Here is a 24,826-nt window from a genome sequence, read left to right on the forward strand (position 1 = left end):
ACGCCCGGCGCCATGCGCTATAGTGAGCACAAACCACCGGGAGATGCCATGCAAATAAGACCTTACCAAGAGGCCGATCGCCCCTTCCTGCGCACGCTGTACCTGGCGTCGCGCAAGGCGGCGTTCGGTTGGCGCGATACCTCGAACTATCAGTTGGAAGATTTCGACCGCGCGACGCTGGGCGAAGCGATTTGGGTGGCGGAAGACGGCGGCGTGCTGCTGGGATTCGTCTCCATCTACCGCGAAGACAACTTCATTCATAACCTGTATATCGATCCCCATCAGCCGCCGCGCGGCGTCGGCAGTGCGCTGCTGCAGGCCGCGCAAGCCACCTTCACCGCCACCGGCTCGCTGAAATGCCTGGTGAAGAATGAAAAGGCGCTGACGTTCTACCGCAAACACGGCTGGCGCATCATCTCCACCGGCAACGACGGCGAAGAAGATTATTACCTGATGCACTCACCGGCACGCTAGCTCTTACCCGCGGCATCCGGCATGCCGCGCAGCGTCAGCCGCCAAAACAGCAGTGCGCTCAGGCTGACGCCCGCCCCCAGCCAGCAGACGCCGCTCCAGCCCGCCCAGGCGTACATATGGGTGCCGGCAAAGGCGCCCAGCCCGCTGCCGACGGCGTAAAACAGCATGTAGCAGCCCACCAGCCGGCTATGCGACTGCGGGTGGGCGCTGAAGATCATGCTCTGGTTCAGCACGTGGATCGCCTGGCCCGCCAGATCCAGCAGCACAATGCCCGCCACCAGCCAAACCAGGCCGCTGCCGAGCAAACCGAGCGGCAGCCAGGCCAGCGTCAACAGCAGCAGACACGCGCCGCTGGCCACCTGCCCCAGCCCGCGATCCGCCAGATGCCCGGCGCGCACCGCCGCCAGCGCGCCCACCGCGCCGACCAGGCCGAACGCTCCCACCGCGGCATGGGTGAAGTTGAACGGCGGCCGGCTCAGCGGCAACACCAGCGAACTCCAAAAGAGGCTGAAAGCGCCGAACATCAGCAGCGCCAGCATGCCGCGAATTTGCAGGGTGCGGTCATGCCGCAACAGGCTCAACATTGAACGCAGCAACGCGGGATAACTCAGCGTGCTGGGCGCGATGCGCGGCGCAGGCAGCAGGCGCGACAGGATCGGCAGCAATACCAGCGTCACTCCGGCTGAGAAGAAGTACACCGTGCGCCAGCCGCCGACGTCCGCCAGCGTGCCGGAGAGAGTGCGCGCCAGCAACAGCCCCAGCACCACCCCGCCCTGCGCCGCGCCGACCACCCGCCCGCGCTCCTGCGGCGCCGCCAGGGCCGCGGCGAATGCGATCAGCCCCTGCGTCATGGCGGTGCCCAGTAGCCCCACCAGCAACATCCCCGCCAGCAACCAGGGCGCGCTGTGCGCCCAGCCCACCAGCAGCAGCGCACCGATCAGCCCCATCTGTTGCCCCGCCAGCAATCGATGCCGGTTCAACCGATCCCCCAGCGGCACCACCAACAGCAACGCCAGCGCGCAGCCCAACTGAGTCACGGTGATCACCATGCCGACCGCCGCCAGGCTGATGGAAAAATCGCGGGCGATGGCGTCCAGCAGCGGCTGCGCATAATAAACGTTGGCCACGCTAAAGGCGCTGGCACCGGCCAACAGCAGCACCAGGGCGGCCGGCAGGCGCCCCAGCGCCGTACAGGGAGGATCCAGCAGTTTGTCGCTCATCGCACACCTCAATCTAGTTTCATAATTAAACCCAATGAACTTTAGGTGCGGAGGTTTTATAATGCAACCAGAATATGTCGCTGGAGATAAACGCCGTGAAACGTAAAAGCCTGGAAGACGCGCCGTGCCCGGTAGCGCGCACGCTGGATGTGATTGGCGACTGGTGGTCGCTGCTGATCGTGCGCGACGCCTTCGACGGCGTCACCCGTTTCAGCGAGTTTCAAAAAGGGCTGGGGATGGCGAAGAACATTCTTGCCACCCGGCTGCGCGCCCTGGTGACGCACGGCGTGCTGGAGATCGTGCCCGCCGCGGACGGCAGCGCCTATCAGGAGTATGTGCTGACTGAGAAAGGCCGCGCGCTGTTTCCGGTGATCGTCGGCCTGCGCCAGTGGGGGGAAGATCATTTGTTCGCCGAGGGAGAGGCGCACTCAACGCTGGTGGAAAGCGACAGCGGCCGCCCCGTACCGCGCCTGACGCCGATCGGCAGCGCCGGGCAGACGCTCACCCCGCTGAATACCCGGGTGGTGAAGGTGGGGGAACGGTTTGAGCCGTCTTTTAACAATCCCCAATTAGCGATAAAAGAAACACTTCCAACCGAAATCGCCGCACAGATCGACGCCGCATGCAACGTGCTGACAGAGCAACTCGGCGAGACACTCTTGGGCATCCATCTGTATGGATCCGCGGTCGATGGCGGTCTTAAACCCAACAGCGATATCGACATCTTGGTCGTCATCAGCAAGCCGCTGATGTCAACCACTCGGGCCGCCCTCATGAAAGCTTTGCTGACCGTGTCGGCTCCGCCAGGTGCCGACAGTATTTTTCGCCCGCTGGAAGTCACCGTGCTGGTACAGACCGACATCAAACCCTGGCGTTATCCGCCAAGACGTGAGTTACAGTTTGGCGAATGGCTGCGTGAAGAGTTGCTGGTGGGAATTGTCTCCCCCGCCACCTTGGATCCTGATGTGGCGATCCTGCTTACCAAAGCCCGGCAGCATCATCGACATCTGTTCGGCGCCTCCTTTGAACTCCTGTATGACAGCGTCCCTCGCAGCGACTTCATCGCCGCGCTCACCGATACCCTGAGTCAATGGAACGAGCCTGATGACTGGCATGGCGACGAATGCAACATTGTGCTGGCGCTGGCGCGCATCTGGTTCAGCGCGGCGACCGGTCGGATCGCCCCCAAAGATGTGGCCGCCGAATGGCTGCTGGAACGCTTGCCATCTGAACACCAGCCGGTACTCAGCACCGCGCGGCGAGTTTATCTCGGACAAGCGATAGATGATCTGCCTCAGCATCAGCAGCCGTTGGCAGCATTCATCGGCTATGCCAAAACGACGATCGCAAGTCTATTGACGACAACAGCATCGCAATAAGACGCAGGCCTGTCGACACCACTTATCGTCTGCACTTATTGATGCAGGGACGGATTTTGTTCATGGCCGCCGCCCCCTGCATGATTCGCTTCGCAGCGTCATCCGGGTAATGTATAGTCCGCGTTTTACGGAGATCCCATGCTGACCAACTCATCCATTCGTCTGAACAAATACATTAGCGAGAGCGGCATCTGCTCACGCCGCGACGCCGATCGATACATCGAACAGGGCAACGTTTTCATCAACGGTAAACGCGCCACCGTTGGCGCCCAGGTATTTGCCGGCGATGTCGTGAAGGTTAACGGTCAGCTGATCGAACCGCGTAACGAAGAAGATCTGGTGCTGATCGCGCTGAACAAACCGGTCGGCATCGTCACCACCACCGAAGACGGCGAGCGCGACAACATCGCCGACTTCGTCAACCACAGCAAGCGCATCTTCCCGATCGGCCGCCTGGACAAGGATTCGCAGGGGCTGATCTTTCTGACCAACCACGGCGATCTGGTCAACAAGATCCTGCGCGCCGGCAACAATCACGAGAAAGAGTATCTGGTGACGGTCAACAAGCCAGTGACCGACGAGTTTATTCGCGGCATGGGCGCCGGCGTGCCGATGCTTGGCACCGTGACCAAAAAGTGCAAGGTGAAGAAAGAGGCGCCGTTCGTGTTCCGCATCACGCTGGTGCAGGGGCTGAACCGCCAGATCCGCCGCATGTGCGAACACTTCGGCTACGAGGTCACCAAGCTGGAACGCACGCGCATCATGAACGTCAGCCTGAAAGGCTTGCCGCTGGGCGAATGGCGCGATCTGACCGATGACGAGCTGATTGAGCTGTTCAAGCTGATTGAAGGCTCTTCGTCCGAGGCTAAACCGACGAAGAAAGCCCCGGCCAAATCTGCCCCGGCGAAAAAACCGAGCGCCGGCGGACCGAAAAGCGCCGATAAAGCCGCTGCGCCGGCCGGCCGCAAGCGCTTTACCCAGCCGGGGCGCAAGAAAAAAGGGCGTTAAACGTCCTTCCCTGCTCAGCCCGCCGTTGCGCGGGCTTGGCGAGGGCGAAACCCTGACCACCACCAGACGAGTCTGATTGAAAACGAGGAAAAATCAGGGGGTAAGAGTAAGAGTCACTATTTTTTTAACAGCGTGGTCTTACCGTCAGGCTCTTGAGCAAAAGTCTTCCCATCCAGACTGATAAAAATCCTTTTATTAGCATCACCATTAATAATCATCGCTATATCCTTATAGATACATTTGTTCTTGGTATCGCCCTCGCCAAAACAATGATAGTCATCGACACTTCCATCATTGCTACCCGTCGGAGCGGCAACATAGCCGTCAAAATTCATTACGGCAACGGTAAAATGACTCTCGTCTTTGATAATATGATATTTTTCCTGAAGTTTATCTTTATTATCATTCCACCAAGATATTTTACCTTCCGTGGTCAGCGGAAGGTATTGAACATAAACAGCAGCACCATCAACCCGCACAACATTAGCCGGCCTGACAAGCACCCAAACCAACCAAAAAGCCGCTACGGCAACCAAAGAAAAGAACGCAACCTTTTTCTTGTTAAGCATAGTTTTCACCTGTCACTATTATCTTCGCGCCAAAGTTGGTGAAAAAGGGTCTAAACGCGAACTCTTTATACCTTTGAAGTACAAACCAAATCCTGAAAAAACCAATAGAATTAAACGTTAACTTGCTAATATCTTCTTTATCCAATCCAAAATGATCCTGAGCTTTATAGCTAATCACGGCAGTATATCTATTACCTTGAAAAACCAAAGAATCAACACTGATCTCTGTACTGTTGACCTCATGCACACTGACTCCCATTCCATTTATGCAGTCTTCCCAGCGAACATACTTTGGCAAACGGCTCTGTGATAACTGAAGAGCAAATGCCTCTTTATTCAGCCGATATGAGTTAAAGTCAAAGGTGTCGAGAACACTTTTAATTCGAATTAGCGTACTATTTTCTGATTTATCGCTCAGTATCAGCCTTTTATAGGCTAAATCCATTTGAACATCTTGAAAGTCAGTTCCGTTATTGTACTGCATGTGATTGAAAAGCTTAACTATCAAGCCTTGATAAACGCCAGTAAAAGAAAAGTATCTCGATGCAGCTCTCAGCTCATCAAAAAGCATGGCAACCGCCTTTTCTTTTCCTGCTGCCGGAATATTTCGCGTTGCCGGATGATCATAGGGCGATTTATAAGTACTCCAATCGATAAACGTTGATACTTGCCCCAAGCGATACCGTTGCTTAAGTGTACGTTCATCCATATCGCCATATTGCATATCATCCGCAAAACGGTCGTTAAAAGGCTTCTTGCTGGTGAAAATCGTTAACGGCCTTGTCAATTCACGCATTGGAAAATCAGTCCCTTGCCCATACCAAGAAGAGCATTAATCATACAGGCAATCCCGCCCTGCTCATATCGGGAAATGTCTTAGCGCCCCCTTATGCAGGCTCACGGGAAACTTAATGCCCACCATAAAAAAGGCCCGCATCAAGCGGGCCTGCAAGTACCAGAGAAGTCTGGAGGGAAAATCAGAACGACCAGCGCAGGTTGGCGTTGACCGAATTAACGCGGGTATCGGCGCCGAATTGCCCCTGATAGCCGACATCCAGCGTCGCAGCGCGCGACAGCTTCACGCTCACGCCGATATCGCCCACCATCACGTTGTCATCCACGGCCTGGCCCTGCGTGACGAACGCGTCGCTGCCGGCAAACGCCATGCGCGATGAGGTGTTCTTATCGCCGTAGGCATGTTGCCAGCCGAGCGAGCCGTAAAGGCTGACGTTCTTCGGCAGTTCGGTCACGCCGCGCACCCCGAGCGTGGAGTAGAAGGTGTTCATCGTTTCATTGCGCACGCTCAGCGCCGCCGCGCCACCCGACTCCTGGAAGCTGTCGGTATGCAGGCGGATGTAGCTCAGGTTGATGAACGGTTCGACGTTCATCTCCGGCTGGCCGAAACGGTAACCCGCTTCGGTGAACGCCAGCAGCGAGTTGGCGTCGTAATCCGACTTCAGTCGATCCGAGAAGCCGCTGAAATCGACGTTGCGCTTGCCTTCAATCTTGTGCCAGGTGTAACCCAGCGCGCCGCGCAGCGAGAACGCATCCTGTTGCCCGGCCGCATACAGGCCGAGGTGGTAGTTGTCGGTATCGGCCTTGGAGCGGCGGCTGTCGACGTCATAATCGCCGCGGCTGTAACCGAAGTAGCCGCCGATGCGCACGTTATGGTCCGCCAGCTTGCGATCCGCCCCCAACAGGAAGCCGGTGGTGTTGCCATCCAGCTTGCCCACGTTGCCGTTGCCGCTGTTTCTGCCCCAGGAACTGAAGGTCTGGCCCCAGACGCCGCTGTTTTGCGCCTGCGCCGGTTGCACCAGCGACATCGCCAACGGCGGTACCGGCAGACTGTCGTTGTCGAACAGGCGCAGCATGCGCTGGTTCAGCACATTGAACAGCTGGGTGCTGCCGGCGATCAGGTTAGACTGCATCGACGGATAGACTTCGCCGGACAGCTGATTGAACGCCTCGCGCGCTTCCGGCGCGCTCAGCAGCAGCAGCGAGTTGTACAGTGCCAGCGAAGGTCCACTCTGCGTCAGCGTCGAGAGGGCGCCGGCGGTATTCCACTGGTTGCCGCTCTCAGCCACCGTTTGGAAAATGCCCGGCTTGCCGCTGCCCGGATTCTCGCCCCCCGGATTTTCCCCGCCTGGGTTTTCTCCGCCCGGATTCTCGCCTCCTGGATTCTCACCGCCAGGGTTTTCTCCGCCCGGATTCTCACCGCCCGGATTCTCACCGCCCGGATTCTCACCGCCCGGATTCTCACCGCCTGGATTCTCACCACCCGGATTTTCACCGCCCGTGTCTTTCTGCGCGATGGTCAGATCCACGGCGTTGGCGCTGTGCTTCAGCGCCACATCGAGGAAGGCAGACTTGGAGACCGCCGCCGCGAACTGGCCGTCAATGCCGCCGTCCGAGGTCAGAATGCGGTAGCTTTGGCCGGTTTTATAGCTGGTTTGCGGATCCAGCGCCGTCACCTGCACCTTGGCCTGATCGCTGATAGTGGTTTTGCCCGCCACCAGCAGTTGGTCGCTGCGGCCGTCGCCGGCGATATCAACGTCGTAGAAGGATTCGCCGATAAAGTTCAGGTAGCGTTTCAGCGTCAATGTGCCGATATTGCCGTCGCCGGGCGAGATATGGCCGCCGGACTGGATCTCGGTCTGGCCCAGCGTGCCGTTGCCGCCCAACGTGCCGCCGGCCTTGATCGAGGCGGCGCTGCTGTAGCCTAGCCCGTTATTGACGTCGGAACCCGCCGTCGCGTTCAGGATCAGCGTGCCGCCGTTCTCGGCGCCGAGGGTTTGGATCTCGAAGATGTCGTCTTCTTTCTGGGTATTGATGTCGCTGGCGATGATGAGCTTGCCGCCGCGCGCGGTGACGTTCGCCTGCAGCCCAGAGAGATCGCCGTTCAGCGTCGTGTGCCCGGCGCTGTTGATCACCTCGCCTTCGCCGCTCATCTTGTTGCTGAAAACGTAATTGCCGTCGGTATGGTTAAAGTACACATAGCTGCGGAACAATCCGCCCCGCAAGGCGATCGCCGTCTGGGCATCGATGGTGCCTGCGGCGCCCGCCGCGCCGAGCGTCGGCTCGGTCAACCCGGTGCCGGTGTCCATATTGCCGCGGCTGCCGATAATCAGCGCGCCGCGGTTCGAGCCGGAACCGGTCTTGCCCAGCACCACTTCGTTGCCGCTGGCGGAGAATGTCCCGCCGTCCATGACCGCCAACACGCCGTTGCCGTAATCGCCGACGTTGACGCTGCTGCCGCTGGTAAAGCGCGAGCCGTTGCCGGCGACCACCAGCTCAGCGGTTTTACGCGCGCCGGAGACGCCCGCCACCTGGATGTTGCCGACGTTGACCGCAGCGCCGTTCAGCACGTCCAGATCGCCGTAGAGCGTGAGCGCACGGCCGACGTTCCACTGGGAATTGGCCCCCGTGACCGTGGCTTTCGGGCTCAGCGTATCGCTCTCACCCGGCCCGCTGCCATTGCCGATGCGCGCGTCAAAGGCGGTGTTCAGCACCGCGCCGTCTTCGATCGCCAGCGTGGATCGTGCCCCTAAATCGGTGCCGACACTGAGAAAATTGCTGGCGACGCGAGAACCGGCGCCGGTGGCGATCAGGTGGCTGTCGTAGCCACGGGTGGTGCCGACCACGATCTCTTTCGCGCTGGCCAGCGCGCCGTCTTCAACCCGCAGCGTGCCCCGCCCCAGATTCAGGCCGCCGCGCAGCACGAACTGATCGTTCACCGCGTTCAGCTCGGCGTTCGGCCCGCGAACCGTGACCACGCTGTCGTGAATTTGGCCGTTGAACATCCGGCCGATATTGATGTTATAGGCGCTGATCTTGCCATTCTCGATCAGCAGGTTGCCGCTTTGATTACGGCCGACGTAAACGTCCCCGGTGTAGGCCAATGATTCGGTAATTTTTGAGTCGCCGTCAAAAATGGCATCGTCTGCGCGAGCGAGATCGGCGGGCGCCAGCATCAACAACGGCGCGGAAAATAGAGCGAGGTAAAGTTTGGAAAGCGGTGTTCTAACCGCTAAAGGGTGCGATGTCTTGTCATTCACGGGCTATCTCCGTACTCGTTAGCGTGATGTCGCGAAATTTATTGTTATAGGGAACTCAATACACTAGAGGAGAAGTGAGGCGTTATTTCGCGCACGCCGGTTTAGTGATCGTCGAAGCAAAAGCTTATTGCCCCCCGGCGCTGACGCTCCGACGATGAAAAACCAGGAAGCGGTAATACCGCCCCCAAAGCGAATTATTTATGCGTGACCACCGGCGTACAGGTCGGCGCGCTCAGCGACGGCGACGAACCTAAAATTCCCGGCATCATCAGCGACGAGCAATCGAAAATGCGGCCTTTTTCCGTGGTGGCGCGATAAGAAAGTTTTTGGCCGCCCAGCGCATCCGGCTGCGCGCCATTGACATTGGTCACGGTAATTTCGTCCGACGATCCCAGCCCCAGCATTTTGGCGGTTTCCGCCTGCAGTAATGGAATGGCCTGATCGATTTTCAGGGTGGAACAACCGGCTAGCATCATCGTAACGGTTAAAGCGATAAGTGGTTTCTTCATAAATTATCCTTTATAACCAATCAGTTAAAATTACCGATTGGCTTTATGTTTTCTCTTATCCAAATCCTCGAATAATATATTTCCCTTTCCTAAACGAAAAAACCCTCCTAAAGTAGGGAGGGTTGATAATAATTCATCAGGCCTATCTGATATTTGAAGGCGAAAGGAGAATCCTTTGGGGCAGGATTATGCGTTGGTCGTTGATGACCATCCATTGGTAGCAAGCGGCATCGCCAATTTTCTCAGCACGCATTGCCGATTCAAACAGGCGCATGTGGTGACCAATGAAGAGAATTGCTACCGCCATATTAGGGAAAATGGCCCACCGCGTTTACTGGTGATCGATTTTTGGCTTTCTTCCGGTACGGCGTTGAAATTACTCAAAGAAGTAAAACAACGTTATCCGCAGGTGCGGATTTTAGTGGTCAGCGGCGACGAGAATAACGATATCTGGCAGAAAGTTAACAATGCCGGCGGGCATGGATTCGTGCTAAAAAACGAACCGCCTGAATTATTCGCCAGGGCGGTTTTTGCGCTGAATAATAATCAGGATTGGTTCCCTGACGGTAATGAAAACATCGTTAAAAGCCATCATGAGCACTTAAATAAATTCAATTTAACGCCGAGGCAAATCGACGTATTAACTATGATGCTGCGCGGCCTGCCAAATAAAAGAATTGCGACGCAACTGTCTATTTCCGAACCCACCGTCAAAGAGCATATCAGCAATATATTGAAAAAGATCGGCGTCAACAGCCGGGTGGAAGCCATCACGCTGTTGCACGGCAAACGGGATCCGTCGTCATGAGGTTTTTCCAGCATTTACAAAATGATGGCATCTCCCCACGCGCGCAGATCCGCCTGCTGGACAACACCTTCATGCGGCTGGTGTTCAGCTTTACCGCCGTGCCTTTCGTCGGCATCCCTTTCGCCATCTGGATTTATTTGCTGGGGGATGAACTTGGCCCAACCATTGCCTGGATCATGGTTTACCTGCTATGCGCCGTGGCGATCAGAATATGGCATCGGCGCTACCTGCGCGAGGCCAAAGAAAATGATGAAGACACCGTGCTGCGCCGCTGGCTACCGCGCATTAATAAGGTGGCCTTTATTCACGGCTTGGGGATCTCCTCACTCTATTTAATTACGCCGCAGACCCATAACTTTGACTTTTTTCTGCTGCTCAATATCAGCATCGCCGCGATCGTCGCCGCCAACGCAACGCACCTGACGCCGGTCATCAGCACCTTTACCCGCTTTTTCTTCGCCTCCTGGGGGCTGCTGAACCTCGGCATCATCTGGCGGCTGGAAGACGTGATGTTCATCGTGCTGATGCTGAACTTGCTGTACGGCTTCGCCATTTACCGCCACGCGTTAACCTCGCATGCGTTCTTTATTCAGCAGGCGCTGCTCGAAGAACAAAGCTCGCGCCTGGCGGAGCAGTTCCGTCAGGCCAAAGAAGAGGCGGAACAAGCGCTGCTGGACAAGAACCAGTTCCTGACCACCGCCAGCCACGACCTGCGCCAGCCGGTGCACGCCATGGGCTTTCTGATCGAGGCCATCATCCACAAAAACCGCGACGACAGCCTGACGCCGCAGCTGCTGGATCTGCAGCAGAGCGTACGTTCGGTGCATTTGATGTTCAATTCGCTGCTCGATCTCAGCAAGATCGAATCCGGCAACGTGCGCACCGCCGCCACCCATGTGGATATCGGCGCTCTGCTCGACTCGGTGGTCACCCTGTTCCGCGAAGAGGCCAACAGCCGCGCCCTGGCGCTGCGCACCTGGCGGCCCAAACGGCGCATCAGCGTGATGGGCGATCCGCTGCTGGTGCGGCAATCGCTGATCAATTTGATCCAAAACGCCCTGCGCTACACGCAACGGGGGGGCGTGCTGATCGCCATCCGCCCGCGCGGCGCTGAGTGCCTGGTGGAAGTGTGGGACACCGGCGTGGGCATCGCCGACGAAGAGAAAAGCAAAATCTTCTCCCCTTACTACCGCCCCGAGCTGGCGTGGAAAATCGACAGCGCCGGCCACGGGCTGGGGCTGGCGGTGGTGGCGCGCTGCGCCAAGCTGATGAAGGTGAAGTACGGCATGCACTCCGTCGAAGGCAAAGGCTCACGCTTCTGGATGCGCTTCACGCAATACATCGGCGAAGACAAAGCACCGGAAACCGCCGCCGCCTACGACAACACCGCCACGCCTACCCGCTATGCACCGCTGCGCGGCGCCTGCCTGGTGGTGGACGACGATCCCTTGGTGACCTCCGCCTGGGAGAGCCTGATGAGCACCTGGGGCATCACCGTGCGCTGCGCGGCCTCCGCCGAGGAAGCCTTCGCCATTGTCGACGGCGGCTTCACGCCGTTCGCCGTGCTGTGCGACCAGCGGCTGCGCTCCGGCGAGAGCGGCTTCGACATCCTGCAGGCATTGTTCGAACGCCTGCCGGACGTGAGCGGCGCGATGGTCAGCGGCGAGTTCAACTCGCAAGTTCTGCAAGAGGCCGAGCAAGAAGGCTATCTGGTGCTGCGCAAGCCGCTGGAGCCGGCCAGGCTGCATGCGCTGCTGACGCAGTGGGGGGCGGGCTAGCGCATATTGAGGGCTATCAGGCCATGATTAAACGCTTAAACAGCAGCTGCTGGATATCCGACCGATGTGACAATGGAGTCAATACAGCGCCTTACGGTACGCGTGTACTCCAAGGCCACCCGCTGTTCCATTGCAATCCCTTAATGCTGAGCACTGTAGTGCTTAAAGCCCATCCAACAGCGGTTCCTTCGAGAATACGCGCCCTTCCGCTTTATCCTTCTCTGACAGCGTCAGCAATTTCAGCAGAGCAATGGCGTTCTCTCGCTCCTGCTGCTCATAGGATTCTATAACGTAGTTGATGGTCTCTACTTTCATTATGCCCCCTGGTGCTACCAATCATACCAAGGTCCGAACATAGGCCATATTTAGACCACAAACAATAATCTGCTTTACCCATGACTGGAACCAGGCGGAAAAGATATGGCCATATAAAGAAAAACCCTCTGTAAAAACAGAGGGCTTTAGTCACTAAGGCCTGGTTACTAACAGGCTGCAGGAAGTGTCAAATCACTCCCACTCAATCGTCGCCGGCGGCTTGCCGCTGATGTCGTACACCACGCGGGAGATGCCGTCCACTTCGTTGATGATGCGGTTGGAGACGCGGCCGAGGAAGTCGTACGGCAGGTGCGCCCAGTGCGCGGTCATGAAGTCGATGGTTTCTACCGCACGCAGGGAGACCACCCAGTCGTATTTGCGGCCGTCGCCCATCACGCCGACCGAACGCACCGGCAGGAACACGGTGAACGCCTGGCTGACTTTGTTGTACAGATCGGCTTTGTGCAGCTCTTCGATGAAGATGGCGTCGGCGCGGCGCAGCAGATCGCAGTACTCTTTCTTCACTTCGCCCAGCACGCGCACGCCCAGACCCGGGCCCGGGAACGGGTGACGGTACAGCATGTCGTACGGCAGGCCCAGTTCCAGGCCAATTTTGCGCACTTCGTCTTTGAACAGCTCTTTCAGCGGCTCGACCAGGCCCAGCTTCATCTCTTTCGGCAGGCCGCCCACGTTGTGGTGCGATTTGATCACGTGCGCTTTGCCGGTGGCGGAAGCGGCGGATTCGATCACGTCCGGGTAGATGGTGCCCTGCGCCAGCCATTTCACCTGCTCTTGCTTGCAGGCTTCTTCGTCGAACACTTCAACGAACACACGGCCGATGATTTTACGCTTGGCTTCCGGTTCGTCCACGCCCGCCAGCGCGGTCAGGAAGCGGTTTTCCGCCTCGACGTGCACGATGTTCAGGCCGAAGTGGTCGCCGAACATTTCCATCACCTGCTTGGCTTCGTTCAGGCGCAGCAGGCCGTTGTCGACGAACACGCAGGTCAGACGCTTGCCGATGGCGCGGTGCAGCAGCATCGCGGTCACGGAGGAATCTACGCCGCCGGACAGGCCGAGGATCACGTGGTCTTCCCCCACCTGCTCGCGGATGCGCTCGACCGCATCTTCGATGATGGTGGCCGGCGTCCACAGGGCTTCACACTGACAGATGTCCAGTACGAAGCGCTCCAGCATGCGCTGGCCCTGACGGGTGTGGGTCACTTCCGGGTGGAACTGCACGCCGTAGAAGCGTTTTTCTTCGTTGGCCATAATGGCGAACGGGCAGGTATCGGTGCTGGCGACGGTCACGAAGTCGGACGGGATCGCGGTCACTTTGTCGCCGTGGCTCATCCACACGTCCAGCAGCGGTTTGCCGGCCGGGCTGATGGCGTCTTCGATGTCGCGCAGCAGCGCGCTCTCGTTGACGATTTCCACCTGCGCGTAGCCGAACTCGCGTTCGTTGGAGCCCTGCACATGGCCGCCCAGCTGCATCGCCATGGTCTGCATGCCGTAGCACACGCCCAGCACCGGCACGCCGGCGTTGAACACGTAGTCCGGGGCGCGCGGGCTGCCGGCTTCGGTGGTGCTTTCCGGGCCGCCGGACAGGATGATGCCGCTTGGGTTGAATTCGCGGATCTGCGCTTCGCTAACGTCCCAGGCCCACAGTTCGCAGTAAACGCCGATTTCGCGCACGCGGCGGGCGACCAGTTGGGTGTATTGCGAACCGAAGTCCAGTATCAGGATGCGATGCTTATGGATATTTTGTGTCATGTGAGGCGAATTCCAGCAACAAGAGAAAAAGAGCGAAAATGTATGTTTTCGGGATGGGGCTTGGCGCCCCACCCCGGCCTCTCACTCAGGAGAGGTTAAGGCATTAGCCCATGCGGTAGTTCGGCGACTCTTTGGTGATGGTCACGTCGTGCACGTGGCTTTCCTGAATGCCGGCGCCGCTGATGCGCACGAACTCCGCCTTGGTGCGCAGATCGTCGATGGTGGCGCAGCCGGTCAGGCCCATGCAGGAGCGCAGGCCGCCCATCTGCTGGTGCACGATGGCTTTCAGCATGCCTTTATAGGCCACGCGGCCTTCGATACCTTCCGGCACCAGTTTGTCGGCGGCGTTATCGGTTTGGAAGTAACGGTCGGAAGAGCCTTTGGACATCGCGCCCAGCGAGCCCATGCCGCGGTAAGATTTGAACGAACGACCCTGATACAGCTCGATTTCGCCCGGAGATTCTTCGGTGCCCGCCAGCATGGAGCCGACCATCACGCAAGAGGCGCCCGCGGCGATCGCTTTGGCGATGTCGCCGGAGAAGCGGATGCCGCCGTCGGCGATAACCGGAATGCCGGTGCCTTCCAGCGCTTCCACCGCGTCGGCGATGGCGGTGATCTGCGGCACGCCTACGCCGGTCACGATGCGGGTGGTGCAGATGGAGCCAGGGCCGATACCCACTTTCACCGCGCTCACGCCGGCTTCAGCCAGCGCTTTAGCGCCCGCCGCGGTCGCGACGTTGCCGCCGACGATCTGCAGATCCGGGTATTTGGCGCGGGTTTCGCGGATGCGCTGCAACACGCCTTCGGAGTGGCCGTGCGAGGAGTCGATCAGCAGAACGTCAACGCCTGCCGCCACCAGCGCGTCAACGCGCTCTTCGTTGCCGGCGCCGGCGCCGACCGCCGCGCCCACGCGCAGACGGCCGTGCTCGTCTTTACAGGCGTTCGGCTTACGTTCCGCTTTCTGGAAGTCTTTAACGGTGATCATGCCCAGCAGATGGAAGCTGTCGTCCACCACCAGCGCTTTCTCTACGCGCTTTTCGTGCATCTTCTGCAGCACCACGTCGCGCGCTTCACCTTCTTTCACGGTGACCAGGCGATCTTTCGGCGTCATGACTGCGGTGACCGGCTGGGTCAGATCGGTCACGAAACGCACGTCGCGGCCGGTGATGATGCCGACCAGCTCGTTGTCTTCGGTAACGACCGGGTAACCGGCGAAGCCGTTGCGCGCGGTCAGCTCTTTCACTTCCTGCAGCGTGGTGGCCGGAGTAACGGTCTGCGGGTCAGTGACTACGCCGCTTTCATGTTTCTTCACGCGGCTGACTTCTTCAGCCTGGCGCTCGATGGACATGTTTTTGTGGATGAAGCCCAGGCCGCCTTCCTGCGCCAGCGCGATGGCCAGGCCGGATTCGGTAACGGTATCCATGGCTGCGGACAGCATAGGGATGTTCAGGCGGATGGTTTTGGTCAGTTGAGTGCCGAGCTCTGCGGTGTTAGGCAGAACCGTGGAGTGGGCTGGAACCAGGAGGACGTCGTCAAACGTCAGAGCTTCTTTAGCGATACGTAGCATGGGCAATATCTCACCAGGGTGGGCTGTGAAAAAGATAAAATATTGCCGCGGCATTATACAGAGCGGAATCGGTTGCCTCCAGCACTTTCTTACAAAAAGTCTTGATTACCTTTTTCAGCCATGTAGTATCGACCAATTAAGTGATTGTTTTGAAATTTGATCTGGGTCACATGTCGCTACCTGTTTCGCCTTCCATTTTTACCGTAAGCCGCCTGAATCAGACGGTTCGCCAACTGCTGGAAATGGAAATGGGGCAGATTTGGCTCTCCGCCGAGATCTCCAACCTCTCCCAGCCCGCCTCCGGCCACTGGTATTTCACGCTGAAAGACGATCGCGCCCAGGTGCGCTGCGCGATGTTCCGCAACAGCAACCGCCGCGTCACCTTCCGGCCGCAAAACGGCCAACAGGTCCTGGTGCGCGCCAGCATCACGCTGTATGAACCGCGCGGCGACTACCAGCTGATCGCCGAGAGCATGCAGCCCGCCGGCGACGGCCTGCTGCAGCAACAGTTCGAGCAGTTGAAACAGCGCCTGAGCGCCGAAGGGCTGTTCGATCAGCAGTTCAAGCAGCCGCTGCCCGCGCCGGCCAAACGCGTCGGGGTGATCACCTCCGCCAGCGGCGCGGCGCTGCACGATATTCTGCAGGTCTTGCAGCGGCGCGATCCGTCGCTGCCGATCGTCATCTACCCCACCTCGGTGCAGGGCGCGGAAGCGCCGATGCAGATCGTGCGCGCCATCGAGGCCGCCAACCGCCGCGATGAATGCGACGTGCTGATCGTCGGCCGCGGCGGCGGTTCGCTGGAAGATCTGTGGAGCTTCAACGACGAACGCGTGGCGCGGGCGATCTTCGCCAGCCGCATTCCGATCGTCAGCGCCGTCGGCCATGAAACCGACGTCACCATCGCCGACTTCGTCGCCGACCTGCGGGCGCCGACCCCATCCGCCGCCGCCGAACTGGTGAGCCGCAATCAGCTTGAGCTGTTGCGCCAGCTGCAGTCGCAGCAGCAGCGGCTGGAGATGGCGATGGATTACTACCTGGCGCAGCGCCAGCAGCAGTTCACCCGCATTCACCACCGTTTACAGCAGCAGCATCCGCATCTGCGCCTGGCGCGCCAGCAGACGCTGCTGTTCAAGCTGCAGCGCCGGATGGAAGACGGCATGCAGCAGCAGCTGCGCCTGGCCGCCCGCCGCAGCGAGCGCGCCCAGCAGCGGTTGGCGCAGGTGCAGCCGCAGGGCCGCATTCACCGCTACCAACAGCGCGTGCAGCAGCAGGAATACCGCCTGCAGCAGGCGATGGAGCGCCAGCTCAACGCCTACCGCCAGCGCTTCGGCGTGGCCTGCAGCCAGCTGGAGACCGTCAGCCCGCTGGCGACGCTGGCGCGCGGCTACAGCGTGACACAAACCCCGCGCGGCGAGCTGCTGAAAACCACCAAACAGGCGCAGGTCGGCGAACTGCTGAAAACCCGCCTGCAGGATGGCTGGGTGGAAAGCGAGGTGAAAACCATCACCGTCGCCAAAAAGCCGCGCAAGAAGCGCGCGGCTGAATAACCCCTATTCCAGCGTAAAACGCTCGCCCGGTTCGCCGTTCACCCACAGCGCGCGCGTTTCGCCTTCCGGCAGGCTGAGCGTCAGCGTGCGCCAGGCCGGACGAAAACGCCCTTCCGTCGCGATGTCCAGCATGATGCGCTGATGGTCGCAGCGCATTTCCCAGCGCAGCCACAGCGCATCGCCCTGCCGCCAACCGTCGCTTTCGCCGTCGTCCTCAAACAACAGCCCGCTGCTCACGCCGCAGCCCTTGAGCGGAAACAGCCGCAGCTCGCGCCGATCGTCGGCGGCCACGTCGACATGCGCCAGCCGCTGCGACAGCGGCAGCGCCGCCCCGGCGCGCACCAGCAGCGGCAGACGCTCCAACGGCGCCGCCAGCGTCACCGTCTGGCCGCCGCCGAACCACTGGCCGCTGTAGAAGCAGTACCAGCCTTCACCGTTGTCCGGCAGATATACCGAACGCCGGCGCTGCCCCGGCTCCACCACGCTGGCCACCAGCAGATCGCGGCCGATTAGAAAATCGTCGTTCTCGCCGAAGGTGCGTGCATCCTGTTCGTGATCGAGGAAGGTCGGGCGCAGCATCGGCTCGTCGTCGGCGCAGGCCTGCCACAGCAGCGTGTAGAAATACGGCAGCAGCCGGTAACGCAGGTTGATCGCCTCGCGCACCGCCGGGGTAGCGGCAGGGTACATCCAGGGTTCGTTGACCGTGGCGTCGTCGTTCCAGGAGTGGATGGTGAAACGCGGATGCATCACGCCGTTTTGCACCCAGCGCACCAGCAGCTCCGCGTCCGGCTTGTCGCCGGAGAAGCCGCCGACGTCGTGGCCGAGGTTATACAAGCCGGACAGGCTCATGCCCAGCCCCATGCGGATGTTGTAGCGCAGCGTCTGCCAACTGGTGCGGTTGTCGCCGCTCCAGGTCTGCACGTAGCGCTGCATGCCGGCGCAGCCGGAGCGTGAGATCAGGTACGGCCGCTTCTGCGGCGCGAAGCGCTGCTGGGCCTCCATCGAGGCGCGCATCATCAGCAGCGGCATCACCGGGCGGATGTGCTTGATGGCGATCGGCCGCCCGAAGCCGTGACAGCGCGCTTCGCCATCCCACACTTCGTACTCGTTGTTGTCGTTCCAGGTGGAATCGATGCCCATCTCCAGCAACTGCTGCGTGACGCCCTGCTGCCACCAGCGCACCGTCGCCGGGTTGGTGAAGTCGAGGTGCGATCCTTCGTCGTCCCAGAAGCTGGAGCGTTCCGGCGCGTCGCTTTGCGAATCGCGGATAAACAGCCCCTGCGCCGCCACCTCTTGATACTGCGGATGATCCTGCAGCAGGCACGGCTTGATGTTGGCCGCCAGCCTGAGGCCGGCGTCGTGAAACGCCTGGCTGAGCAGCTTGGGCTGCGGCACCTTGTCGTAGTTCCAGTTGAACACGTAGCGCTTGTGGTTAATCGAGGTGTAGCCCGACGACAGCTGGAAGGAGTCGCAGGGAATGGCGTGCTGGCGGCACAGCGCAATGAACTGCTGCAGCTGCTGCTGGGCGTCCGGCGCATCGGTATAATGCATGGTCGAGCCGCTGTAGCCCAGGCTCCACTTCGGCCCGAAGTGGGTGCGGCCGGTCAGGCGCACGAAGGCCTTGGTGACGTCTAAAACCTTCGGCCCTAGGAACAGGTAGTAATCCAGATCGCCCGCTTCGGCCTGATAGCGGCGATAGGCCGCGTGGTAATTGTCGATCTCGTTGCCCAGATCCAGCCAGCAGTTGCTCAGGTTGTCGTAGAACAGACCGAAGCTCGCCTCCGGTCCGCGGGTGATGGTGAACGGAATGTGTTTGTACAGCGGATCGGTGCTGGCGGCGTTGTACCCCATGGCGTCCAGATTGCGCATCTCGAAGCGGCGGCCGGTGCGCTCCAGATCGCCGGCTTTCTCCCCCAGGCCGTAATAGCGCTCATCGGCAAAGCGGCGCTGGTAGTGCGCCACGCCGTCGCCGTGCGCATTGAGCAGGTAGGCGCTGGTCGGCCGATCCGCCGCCAGCGGCCGCCACTCGCCGGCGGCATTGCAATGCTCCCATTCCAACCACAGCGGCTGATGCACCGCCACGCGCAGCAGCGGCGTGCTGACCACCAGCCGATCGCTCTCCTGGCGCAGCTGATAGCCCGGCAGGCTGAAACCGGTGACGCTGAGCCGATCGCGCCCTTCCCAGGGCACATCCTCCTGCGGCGCGATGCTCCAGGTGCGATCCAGCGCCAGCTCACCCTCACGTTTGATCAACACGCGGAACAGGCCGTCTTCCAGCACGTACAGGCAGAAACGGTGGCGTTCATCGACCAGCAGCTCGACATGGTCGGCATGCTGCGCCGCCAGCGTCCAATTTTTCAAGGTTTTCATAAATATTCCACTTAGCTGTGTGAAGGGGTTTTCTTACCGCCGCGCTCGGCGATCAGGGCAATCAGGAACACAGCGCCGATCAGATCGAAGAAGCCCATGGCAATAAACAGCGGGTTGAAGCCGATGGTGTCGGACACCGCGCCGATCAGGAGCGTGAACAGGAAGCTGGCGATCCAGGCGCTGGAGCCGCGCATGCCGTTGACCGTCGCCATCTGGTTTTTATCGAACGACTCCACCACCAGCGCGCTGAGCATGCAGGAGATCACCTGGTGGCCGAAACCGCCGATCGAGATCAGCGCGATCGCCACATAGGGATCTTGGGTGATCGCCACGAACGCCAGCGACACCATCAGGAAAGCGCCGGTCACCGAGCTGGCGACCACCGAGTTGACGCGGCTGCAGCCGAACCATTTGCGGTACAGGGTGGTGAGATAGCCGCTGGCGACGCTGCCGATATCCGCCGCCAGGAACGGCAGCCAGGCGAACATCGCGATCTGTTTCAGATCCATGCCGCGTTCGGTGGCCAGGTACAGCGGCACCCAGAAACTGAAGACCGCCCAGGCCGGCTCGGCGAGAAAGGCCGGGATGGCGATGCCGTAAAACTTCTTGTTCTTGCACAGGCTGGCCAGCGAAGTGAGGAACGGCAGCTTCGGCAACACCGGCTCGTTGTCTTCGCGGATCAGATCCAGCTCTTGCTGGCTGAGGTTCGGGTGCTGCTGCGGCGAGTGGTAGAACAGCCACCACAGCACGACCCAGATCAGCGCCAGCCCGCCGGAGAACAGGAACGCCCCCTGCCAGCCGAAGGAGACGTGAGCGATGACGATGATCGGCGGCGCCAGCATGGCGCCGATGGAGAAACCGACGCCCGCCCAGCCGGCGGCGATCGGCCGCTCCTTTTTCGGGAACCAGTCGGAGATCGCCTTGGCGTTGGCCGGGGTAGCCGCCGCCTCCGCGCCCCCCATAAAGAAGCGCAGAATGGCCAGTTGCAGCCAGCTGCCGGCGCCGGCGTGCAGCATGCATACCACCGCCCAAATGCCGGCGCAGATCAGAAAGCCCATCTTCAGGCCGATAACGTCGATCAGCCAGCCGCAGATCGGCTGGAACACCGTGTAGGCCAGCTGGAACGACGCCACTACCCAGGCATATTGCTCGGTGCTCATGTTCAGGCTGGTTTTCAGCTCCGGCGCCAGAATGCCCAGCGAGTTACGGGTAATGTAGTTGACCGTGACGCCCAGCAAGAACAGCGCCAGCATCCACCAGCGCAGCGATTTAAACTTGCGCCGCCCGCTCTGCGCGACCGCCTGATTGATCTCCACACTCATCGGTTCTCTCCCCGCGGCCGCCGGCTATGGCGACGCGCGTTTTGGTAGGGTACGTTGTGCTAGCAAACACGGGACGGTGAAAACGGATCGGTGCCGCATCATTGGCCGACAGCCAATCACAACCCCATGATTTATTTTTTGTTTTCTTTTTCGCACACCGTTAAAATTGGACTGACAGGTCGTTAAAATTGGTGTACCAATGCAGACTACTCAGCGATAGCGCACAGCGAAACGGGGTTTTTTGCAAAGATTTTCACGAGAGGGTGAAAAAATAGCCATAATGACCGATAAGTCCGGTCAAGACGCTGAAAATCCGCAGTGAAAATATTCTCATGGACGAATTTGAAGGAGATCACAAAATGAACGGAAAGCTGAAAATCCAGGAGATCGCCCGCCAAACCGGGCTGTCGATCAGCACCGTTTCCCGCGTGCTGGCCGGCAAGGCCAACACCAGCGCCGAGGCGCGCCGCAAGGTGCTGGACTGTGCGCAGCAAAATGGCATTCTGCAGGGCATTTCCAGCGGCCGGCTGATGCTGAACAACGTGATGGTGTTCGCGCCGCAGCGCGCGTTCGACGTGCGCACCGACATCTTCTACTACAAGGTCATTCAGGGCATTGCCGCCGCGCTGATGGAGCACGAGGTGCGCATCCGCTACTGCGGGCTGGAAGAGCAGCGCAGCGACGGCGCGCTGTTTCTGGAAAAGATGAGCGATCCGCACACCGAAGCGGCGCTGATCATCGGCATCGACGACGAGCATATCCACACCCTGGCGGCCGATCTGCACAAACCTTGCGTGCTGATCAACTGCAGCGATCGGCAGATGCGGCTGGACAGCGTCTCGCCGGATCATCAGTTGATCGGCGATTACTCCGCCAGCTACCTGTTCCAGCAGGGGCACAGCCATATTCTCAACCTGCAGTGTCTGCGCCGCCACACCATGGAGCTGCGGCTGGCGGGCATCCGGCAAGCCTACGCGCGGCATCATCTGCCGTTCGACGACGGCCGCCATCTGGTCACCACCTCCGGCTTCGGCAGCGAAGAGGCCGAGCAGGCGCTGACCACCTATCTCGATGGCATCCACGGCCACGCCCCGCTGCCGACGGCGATCCTGGCCGGCGGCGACTACATGGCGGTCGGGGCGGTCAAGGCGCTCAACAAGCGAGGGCTGAACGTGCCGGGCGACGTGTCGGTGATGAGCACCGACGGCTTCAACCTGGCGGAAATCCATGACGTGCCGCTGACCTCGGTGCAGGTGCCGCGCGACGAACTGGGTTACGAGGCGATCCAACTGCTGCAGCGGCGCATGCTGCGCGCCGACGCACCGCCGTGCAATCTGCTGCTGCACGGCCGGCTGGCGGTACGCGCCTCGGTGCGGCGCATCAGCCCGCATAAGACCGCGCCGGCGGTGAGCACGCATGACCACAGGCTTTATGACGAGTAGGCTACACTTAGGCACAGTGCATTCATTCGATGAGGTAAAATTTTTTGCCTAAGGAGAGCCACTATGCCAGCCCAGCGCATGCGTTCCGTCATTCCTCCCTATATGCTGCGCCGCATCATTGAACACGGCAACGCCCCGCAGCGCGACTGCGCGCTGCACACCCTGAACCACGTGCAAAGCCTGCTCGGCAACAAGCCGCTGCGTTCACCGACCGAGAAAAACGCCCGAGCCGGCGAAGCGCTCCGCGATATCTACGACGCCCAGAACGGCACCCAACTGCCCGGCAAACAGGTGCGTAAAGAGGGCCAGCCCAGTAACCACGACGTAGCGGTGGACGAAGCCTACGACTACCTCGGCGTCACCTACGATTTCTTCTGGCAGGCCTACCGCCGCAACTCACTGGATAACCAGGGGCTGCCGCTGGTCGGCAGCGTACACTACGGCAAGGAGTACCAGAACGCTTTCTGGAACGGCCAGCAGATGGTGTTCGGCGACGGCGACGGCGAGATTTTCAACCGTTTCACCATCGCCATCGACGTGGTCGGCCACGAGCTGGCGCACGGCGTGACCGAGAGCGAAGCCGGGCTGATCTACTACCAGCAGTCCGGCGCGCTCAACGAATCGCTGTCCGACGTGTTCGGTTCGCTGGTCAAGCAGTTCCACCTGCAGCAAACCGCCGATAAAGCCGACTGGCTGATCGGCGCCGGGCTGCTCGCCAAGGGCATCAAAGGCAAAGGGTTGCGCTCGATGTCGGCGCCCGGCACCGCCTACGATGACCCGCTGCTGGGTAAAGACCCGCAGCCCGCCAGCATGAAGGATTATATCCAGACCAAGGAAGACAACGGCGGCGTGCACCTCAACTCCGGCATCCCCAACCGCGCCTTCTACCTGGCGGCGACGGCGCTGGGCGGCTTCGCCTGGGAGAAAGCCGGCTACGTCTGGTATGACACGGTATGCGACAAAGCGCTGCCGCAAAATGCCGATTTCGCCACCTTCGCCCGCGCCACGGTGAAACATGCGCAAGCGCGTTTCGACCAGAGCGTGGCGGACAAGGTGCAACAAGCCTGGCATCAGGTGGGGGTGGAATAATGAAACCGCTGCCGACGCTCAATCAGGATACGGTCATTGAGCTGGCGCGCGAGGGAGGCTTCGCCTACATTCCCAAACTGGCGGGCCAGCGCCGCATCGCGCTGGCCGATATCACGCCGGAGCAGCGGCAGCGCCTGAATCAGCTGCTGAACCAGACGCTGCCCTATGCGCAGGAAGAAGGCCAGCCCAACTCCCCCGGCTGCGGCGACCAGCGCTACTACCGCATACAGATCAACTACACCAGCCCCACCCTGAGCACCGAGATCGTGCTGTTAATCCCGGAAAGCAGCGCGCCGCAGGCGCTGGTGGATCTGTGGAAAACCGGCCAGGTGGATGAGTGAGGGCTTACAGCGGCTGATAGCTGAAATTCACCCGCTTTTTGGAGATCAGCCCGTGCCCGTACTGGCACAGGTAATCCACCGCCCCGCAGGCTTTCAATTCTTGCAGCGGCTGCCCGCACTCCGGGCAGCTCGCCAGCTGCCGATAATCGCGCTGACAGGCGGCACAATGGTAGTGACCCGCTACCCAATTCATGGTCTGACGACAGTGCGGACAGTGCGCGTCCATAACGACTCCCAGGTTAAATCGCGCCCCATGAGCGCAAAAAATAGATCCCCAACGCGGTGGTGAAGAACGATCCGACGGTGGTGATGGCAATAATGTTGGCCGCCAGCGTGGCGTTGCCGCCCATGGCGCGCGTCATCACATAGCTGCCCGAAGCGGTCGGCGTGGCGGAAAACAGGAAGATAATGCCCAGCGCCGCCCCCTGAAACCCGCACAGCCAGCCGGCCAGCGTCATCAGGCACGGCACCAGAAACAGCTTGGCCGCCGACGACAGCGCCGCCACGTTGGACGAACGGAACATGGCGCGAAAATCCAGGCTGGCGCCGGTGCACAGCAGCGCCAGCGGCAGCGACAGCGCGGAGATATAGCTGCCGGTCTGGCGGATCACGGTCGGGATGCCCAGCCCGGTTTGCGCATACAGCAACCCGCACACCAGGCCGATGATCAACGGATTGGTGACGATGCTGCGCAGCAGCGACAGGTGGCTGATTTTCTTGCCCTGCCCGCCCTGCAGGCTGCGCGTAAGGGTGATGACCGACAGTATGTTGAACAGGATCACCGTCACCGTCAGGTACAGCGAAGCGAGCGCAATGCCTTCGCTGCCGTAGGCGGTCATGGCGTAGGCCAGGCCGACGATGGCGGTATTGGCGCGGAAGCCGCCCTGCACGAATACCCCACGCTCACGCGGTTCTTTCACCAACCACCTGGCCGCCAGCTCCAAAAGCAGGAAGGTCGCCAGCGTGCCGACCGCGCCGAACAGCACCAGCGGCAGGTTGCCGAGCAGCTGCGGATGGTTGGTGGCGATGCTGAAAAACAGCAGGCACGGCAGCGCCAGATTGAACACCAGGCGGGTCGCACCGTCGACAAAGCGGTCATCCATCAGGCGCCAATGGCGCAGCAGGATCCCCAGCAGCATCATCAGCAGATTCGGCACGGTGACGTTAAACGCAAAACTCCAGGTTTCCCAGGACATGGTGTTCCTTCAGGCAGGCGAGGTAATCTTCAGATAATAAAACGATTTCGGGCCAATAAAAAAGGGC

Annotated in this window: 20 protein-coding genes and 2 pseudogenes; 10 read left to right on the forward strand and 12 right to left on the reverse strand. The window is 60.2% G+C overall.

Annotated features, from left to right (window positions below; translation table 11 throughout):
• Positions 1-48: 48 nt before the first annotated feature.
• Positions 49-474 (forward strand): GNAT family N-acetyltransferase, encoded by a 426-nt coding sequence (locus tag ACJ8PN_RS18900; RefSeq protein ID WP_171454545.1) that lies wholly within the window; start codon positions 49-51, stop codon positions 472-474.
• On the opposite strand, the gene ACJ8PN_RS18905 is transcribed toward ACJ8PN_RS18900, so the two are convergent.
• Entirely contained in the window at positions 471-1,694 is a 1,224-nt protein-coding gene (locus tag ACJ8PN_RS18905) for an MFS transporter (RefSeq protein WP_171454546.1), read from the reverse strand. The genes ACJ8PN_RS18900 and ACJ8PN_RS18905 overlap by 4 nt on opposite strands.
• A gap of 95 nt (positions 1,695-1,789) precedes the next feature.
• Here ACJ8PN_RS18905 and ACJ8PN_RS18910 point away from each other — a divergent pair.
• From ACJ8PN_RS18910 to rluF, 3 genes and pseudogenes are all read left to right on the forward strand, one after another.
• Positions 1,790-2,227 (forward strand): annotated as a pseudogene (locus ACJ8PN_RS18910) (winged helix-turn-helix transcriptional regulator); the annotation flags it as partial.
• Positions 2,228-2,269: 42 nt separating this feature from the next.
• Positions 2,270-3,073: an aminoglycoside adenylyltransferase family protein gene (locus ACJ8PN_RS18915; protein WP_060560462.1), complete on the forward strand. Its 804-nt coding sequence runs from the start codon at positions 2,270-2,272 to the stop codon at positions 3,071-3,073.
• Positions 3,074-3,211: 138 nt separating this feature from the next.
• Positions 3,212-4,081, forward strand: coding sequence for a 23S rRNA pseudouridine(2604) synthase RluF (rluF, locus tag ACJ8PN_RS18920; protein ID WP_048796715.1), 870 nt, complete (start codon positions 3,212-3,214; stop codon positions 4,079-4,081).
• 116 nt (positions 4,082-4,197) lie between these two features.
• Here rluF and ACJ8PN_RS18925 read toward each other — a convergent pair whose 3' ends face one another.
• From ACJ8PN_RS18925 to ACJ8PN_RS18940, 4 genes are all read right to left on the reverse strand, one after another.
• A complete protein-coding gene (locus ACJ8PN_RS18925) occupies positions 4,198-4,650 on the reverse strand; it encodes a DUF943 family protein (protein WP_351109151.1) in 453 nt (150 codons plus the stop codon).
• Positions 4,643-5,446, reverse strand: a complete 804-nt coding sequence (locus tag ACJ8PN_RS18930) for a YPO3983 family protein (protein ID WP_411261543.1) — start codon at positions 5,444-5,446, stop codon at positions 4,643-4,645. The genes ACJ8PN_RS18925 and ACJ8PN_RS18930 overlap by 8 nt, the downstream gene beginning before the upstream one ends.
• Positions 5,447-5,627: 181 nt before the next feature.
• Positions 5,628-8,705, reverse strand: a complete 3,078-nt coding sequence (locus tag ACJ8PN_RS18935; protein ID WP_442535154.1) for an autotransporter outer membrane beta-barrel domain-containing protein — start codon at positions 8,703-8,705, stop codon at positions 5,628-5,630.
• Positions 8,706-8,899: 194 nt separating this feature from the next.
• The gene (locus ACJ8PN_RS18940; protein ID WP_442535155.1) at positions 8,900-9,214 is read right to left on the reverse strand and encodes a lipoprotein; all 315 of its coding nucleotides are present in this window, start codon (positions 9,212-9,214) and stop codon (positions 8,900-8,902) included.
• Between the two features lie 175 nt (positions 9,215-9,389).
• Between ACJ8PN_RS18940 and ACJ8PN_RS18945 the strand changes: the two genes are divergently transcribed.
• Together ACJ8PN_RS18945 and ACJ8PN_RS18950 are read left to right on the forward strand one after the other, a co-directional pair.
• The gene (locus tag ACJ8PN_RS18945; protein WP_171454549.1) at positions 9,390-10,022 is read left to right on the forward strand and encodes a response regulator transcription factor; all 633 of its coding nucleotides are present in this window, start codon (positions 9,390-9,392) and stop codon (positions 10,020-10,022) included.
• Entirely contained in the window at positions 10,019-11,800 is a 1,782-nt protein-coding gene (locus ACJ8PN_RS18950) for a hybrid sensor histidine kinase/response regulator (protein ID WP_171454550.1), read from the forward strand. The genes ACJ8PN_RS18945 and ACJ8PN_RS18950 overlap by 4 nt, the downstream gene beginning before the upstream one ends.
• Before the next feature lie 162 nt (positions 11,801-11,962).
• Here ACJ8PN_RS18950 and ACJ8PN_RS18955 read toward each other — a convergent pair.
• The 3 genes and pseudogenes from ACJ8PN_RS18955 to guaB all read right to left on the reverse strand — a co-directional run.
• A pseudogene (locus tag ACJ8PN_RS18955) lies at positions 11,963-12,094 on the reverse strand (type II toxin-antitoxin system Phd/YefM family antitoxin); the annotation flags it as partial.
• Positions 12,095-12,307: 213 nt separating this feature from the next.
• Positions 12,308-13,885: a glutamine-hydrolyzing GMP synthase gene (gene guaA / locus ACJ8PN_RS18960; RefSeq protein WP_015378768.1), complete on the reverse strand. Its 1,578-nt coding sequence runs from the start codon at positions 13,883-13,885 to the stop codon at positions 12,308-12,310.
• Between the two features lie 103 nt (positions 13,886-13,988).
• On the reverse strand, positions 13,989-15,452 hold the full coding sequence (guaB, locus tag ACJ8PN_RS18965) for an IMP dehydrogenase (RefSeq protein WP_004941460.1): 1,464 nt from the start codon (positions 15,450-15,452) through the stop codon (positions 13,989-13,991).
• Positions 15,453-15,622: 170 nt separating this feature from the next.
• Between guaB and xseA the strand changes: the two genes are divergently transcribed.
• Positions 15,623-16,999 carry an exodeoxyribonuclease VII large subunit gene (xseA, locus tag ACJ8PN_RS18970; protein ID WP_031299944.1) on the forward strand — a complete coding sequence of 459 codons (1,377 nt, stop codon included), beginning with the start codon at positions 15,623-15,625 and terminating at the stop codon, positions 16,997-16,999.
• Between the two features lie 3 nt (positions 17,000-17,002).
• On the opposite strand, the gene ACJ8PN_RS18975 is transcribed toward xseA, so the two are convergent.
• The gene (locus ACJ8PN_RS18975) at positions 17,003-19,369 is read right to left on the reverse strand and encodes a glycoside hydrolase family 31 protein (protein ID WP_442535156.1); all 2,367 of its coding nucleotides are present in this window, start codon (positions 19,367-19,369) and stop codon (positions 17,003-17,005) included.
• A gap of 11 nt (positions 19,370-19,380) precedes the next feature.
• Entirely contained in the window at positions 19,381-20,691 is a 1,311-nt protein-coding gene (locus ACJ8PN_RS18980; RefSeq protein WP_063990531.1) for an MFS transporter, read from the reverse strand.
• 359 nt (positions 20,692-21,050) lie between these two features.
• Between ACJ8PN_RS18980 and ACJ8PN_RS18985 the strand changes: the two genes are divergently transcribed.
• From ACJ8PN_RS18985 to ACJ8PN_RS18995, 3 genes are all read left to right on the forward strand, one after another.
• Positions 21,051-22,133, forward strand: a complete 1,083-nt coding sequence (locus ACJ8PN_RS18985) for a LacI family DNA-binding transcriptional regulator (protein WP_004941451.1) — start codon at positions 21,051-21,053, stop codon at positions 22,131-22,133.
• 63 nt (positions 22,134-22,196) lie between these two features.
• The gene (locus ACJ8PN_RS18990) at positions 22,197-23,222 is read left to right on the forward strand and encodes a M4 family metallopeptidase (RefSeq protein WP_015378772.1); all 1,026 of its coding nucleotides are present in this window, start codon (positions 22,197-22,199) and stop codon (positions 23,220-23,222) included.
• Positions 23,222-23,563 carry a protealysin inhibitor emfourin gene (locus ACJ8PN_RS18995; protein WP_004941448.1) on the forward strand — a complete coding sequence of 114 codons (342 nt, stop codon included), beginning with the start codon at positions 23,222-23,224 and terminating at the stop codon, positions 23,561-23,563. The genes ACJ8PN_RS18990 and ACJ8PN_RS18995 overlap by 1 nt, the downstream gene beginning before the upstream one ends.
• Before the next feature lie 4 nt (positions 23,564-23,567).
• Here the strand turns inward: ACJ8PN_RS18995 and ACJ8PN_RS19000 are convergent, their stop codons facing one another.
• Positions 23,568-23,789 (reverse strand): zinc ribbon domain-containing protein, encoded by a 222-nt coding sequence (locus ACJ8PN_RS19000; RefSeq protein WP_049186743.1) that lies wholly within the window; start codon positions 23,787-23,789, stop codon positions 23,568-23,570.
• A 13-nt stretch (positions 23,790-23,802) separates the two neighbouring features.
• Complete coding sequence (locus tag ACJ8PN_RS19005; RefSeq protein ID WP_044030671.1) at positions 23,803-24,759, reverse strand: AEC family transporter; 957 nt, start codon at positions 24,757-24,759, stop codon at positions 23,803-23,805.
• Positions 24,760-24,826: the final 67 nt, after the last annotated feature.

This window comes from Serratia sp. CY76391, from assembly GCF_052166695.1.
GTDB classification, from domain to species: domain Bacteria; phylum Pseudomonadota; class Gammaproteobacteria; order Enterobacterales; family Enterobacteriaceae; genus Serratia; species Serratia nematodiphila.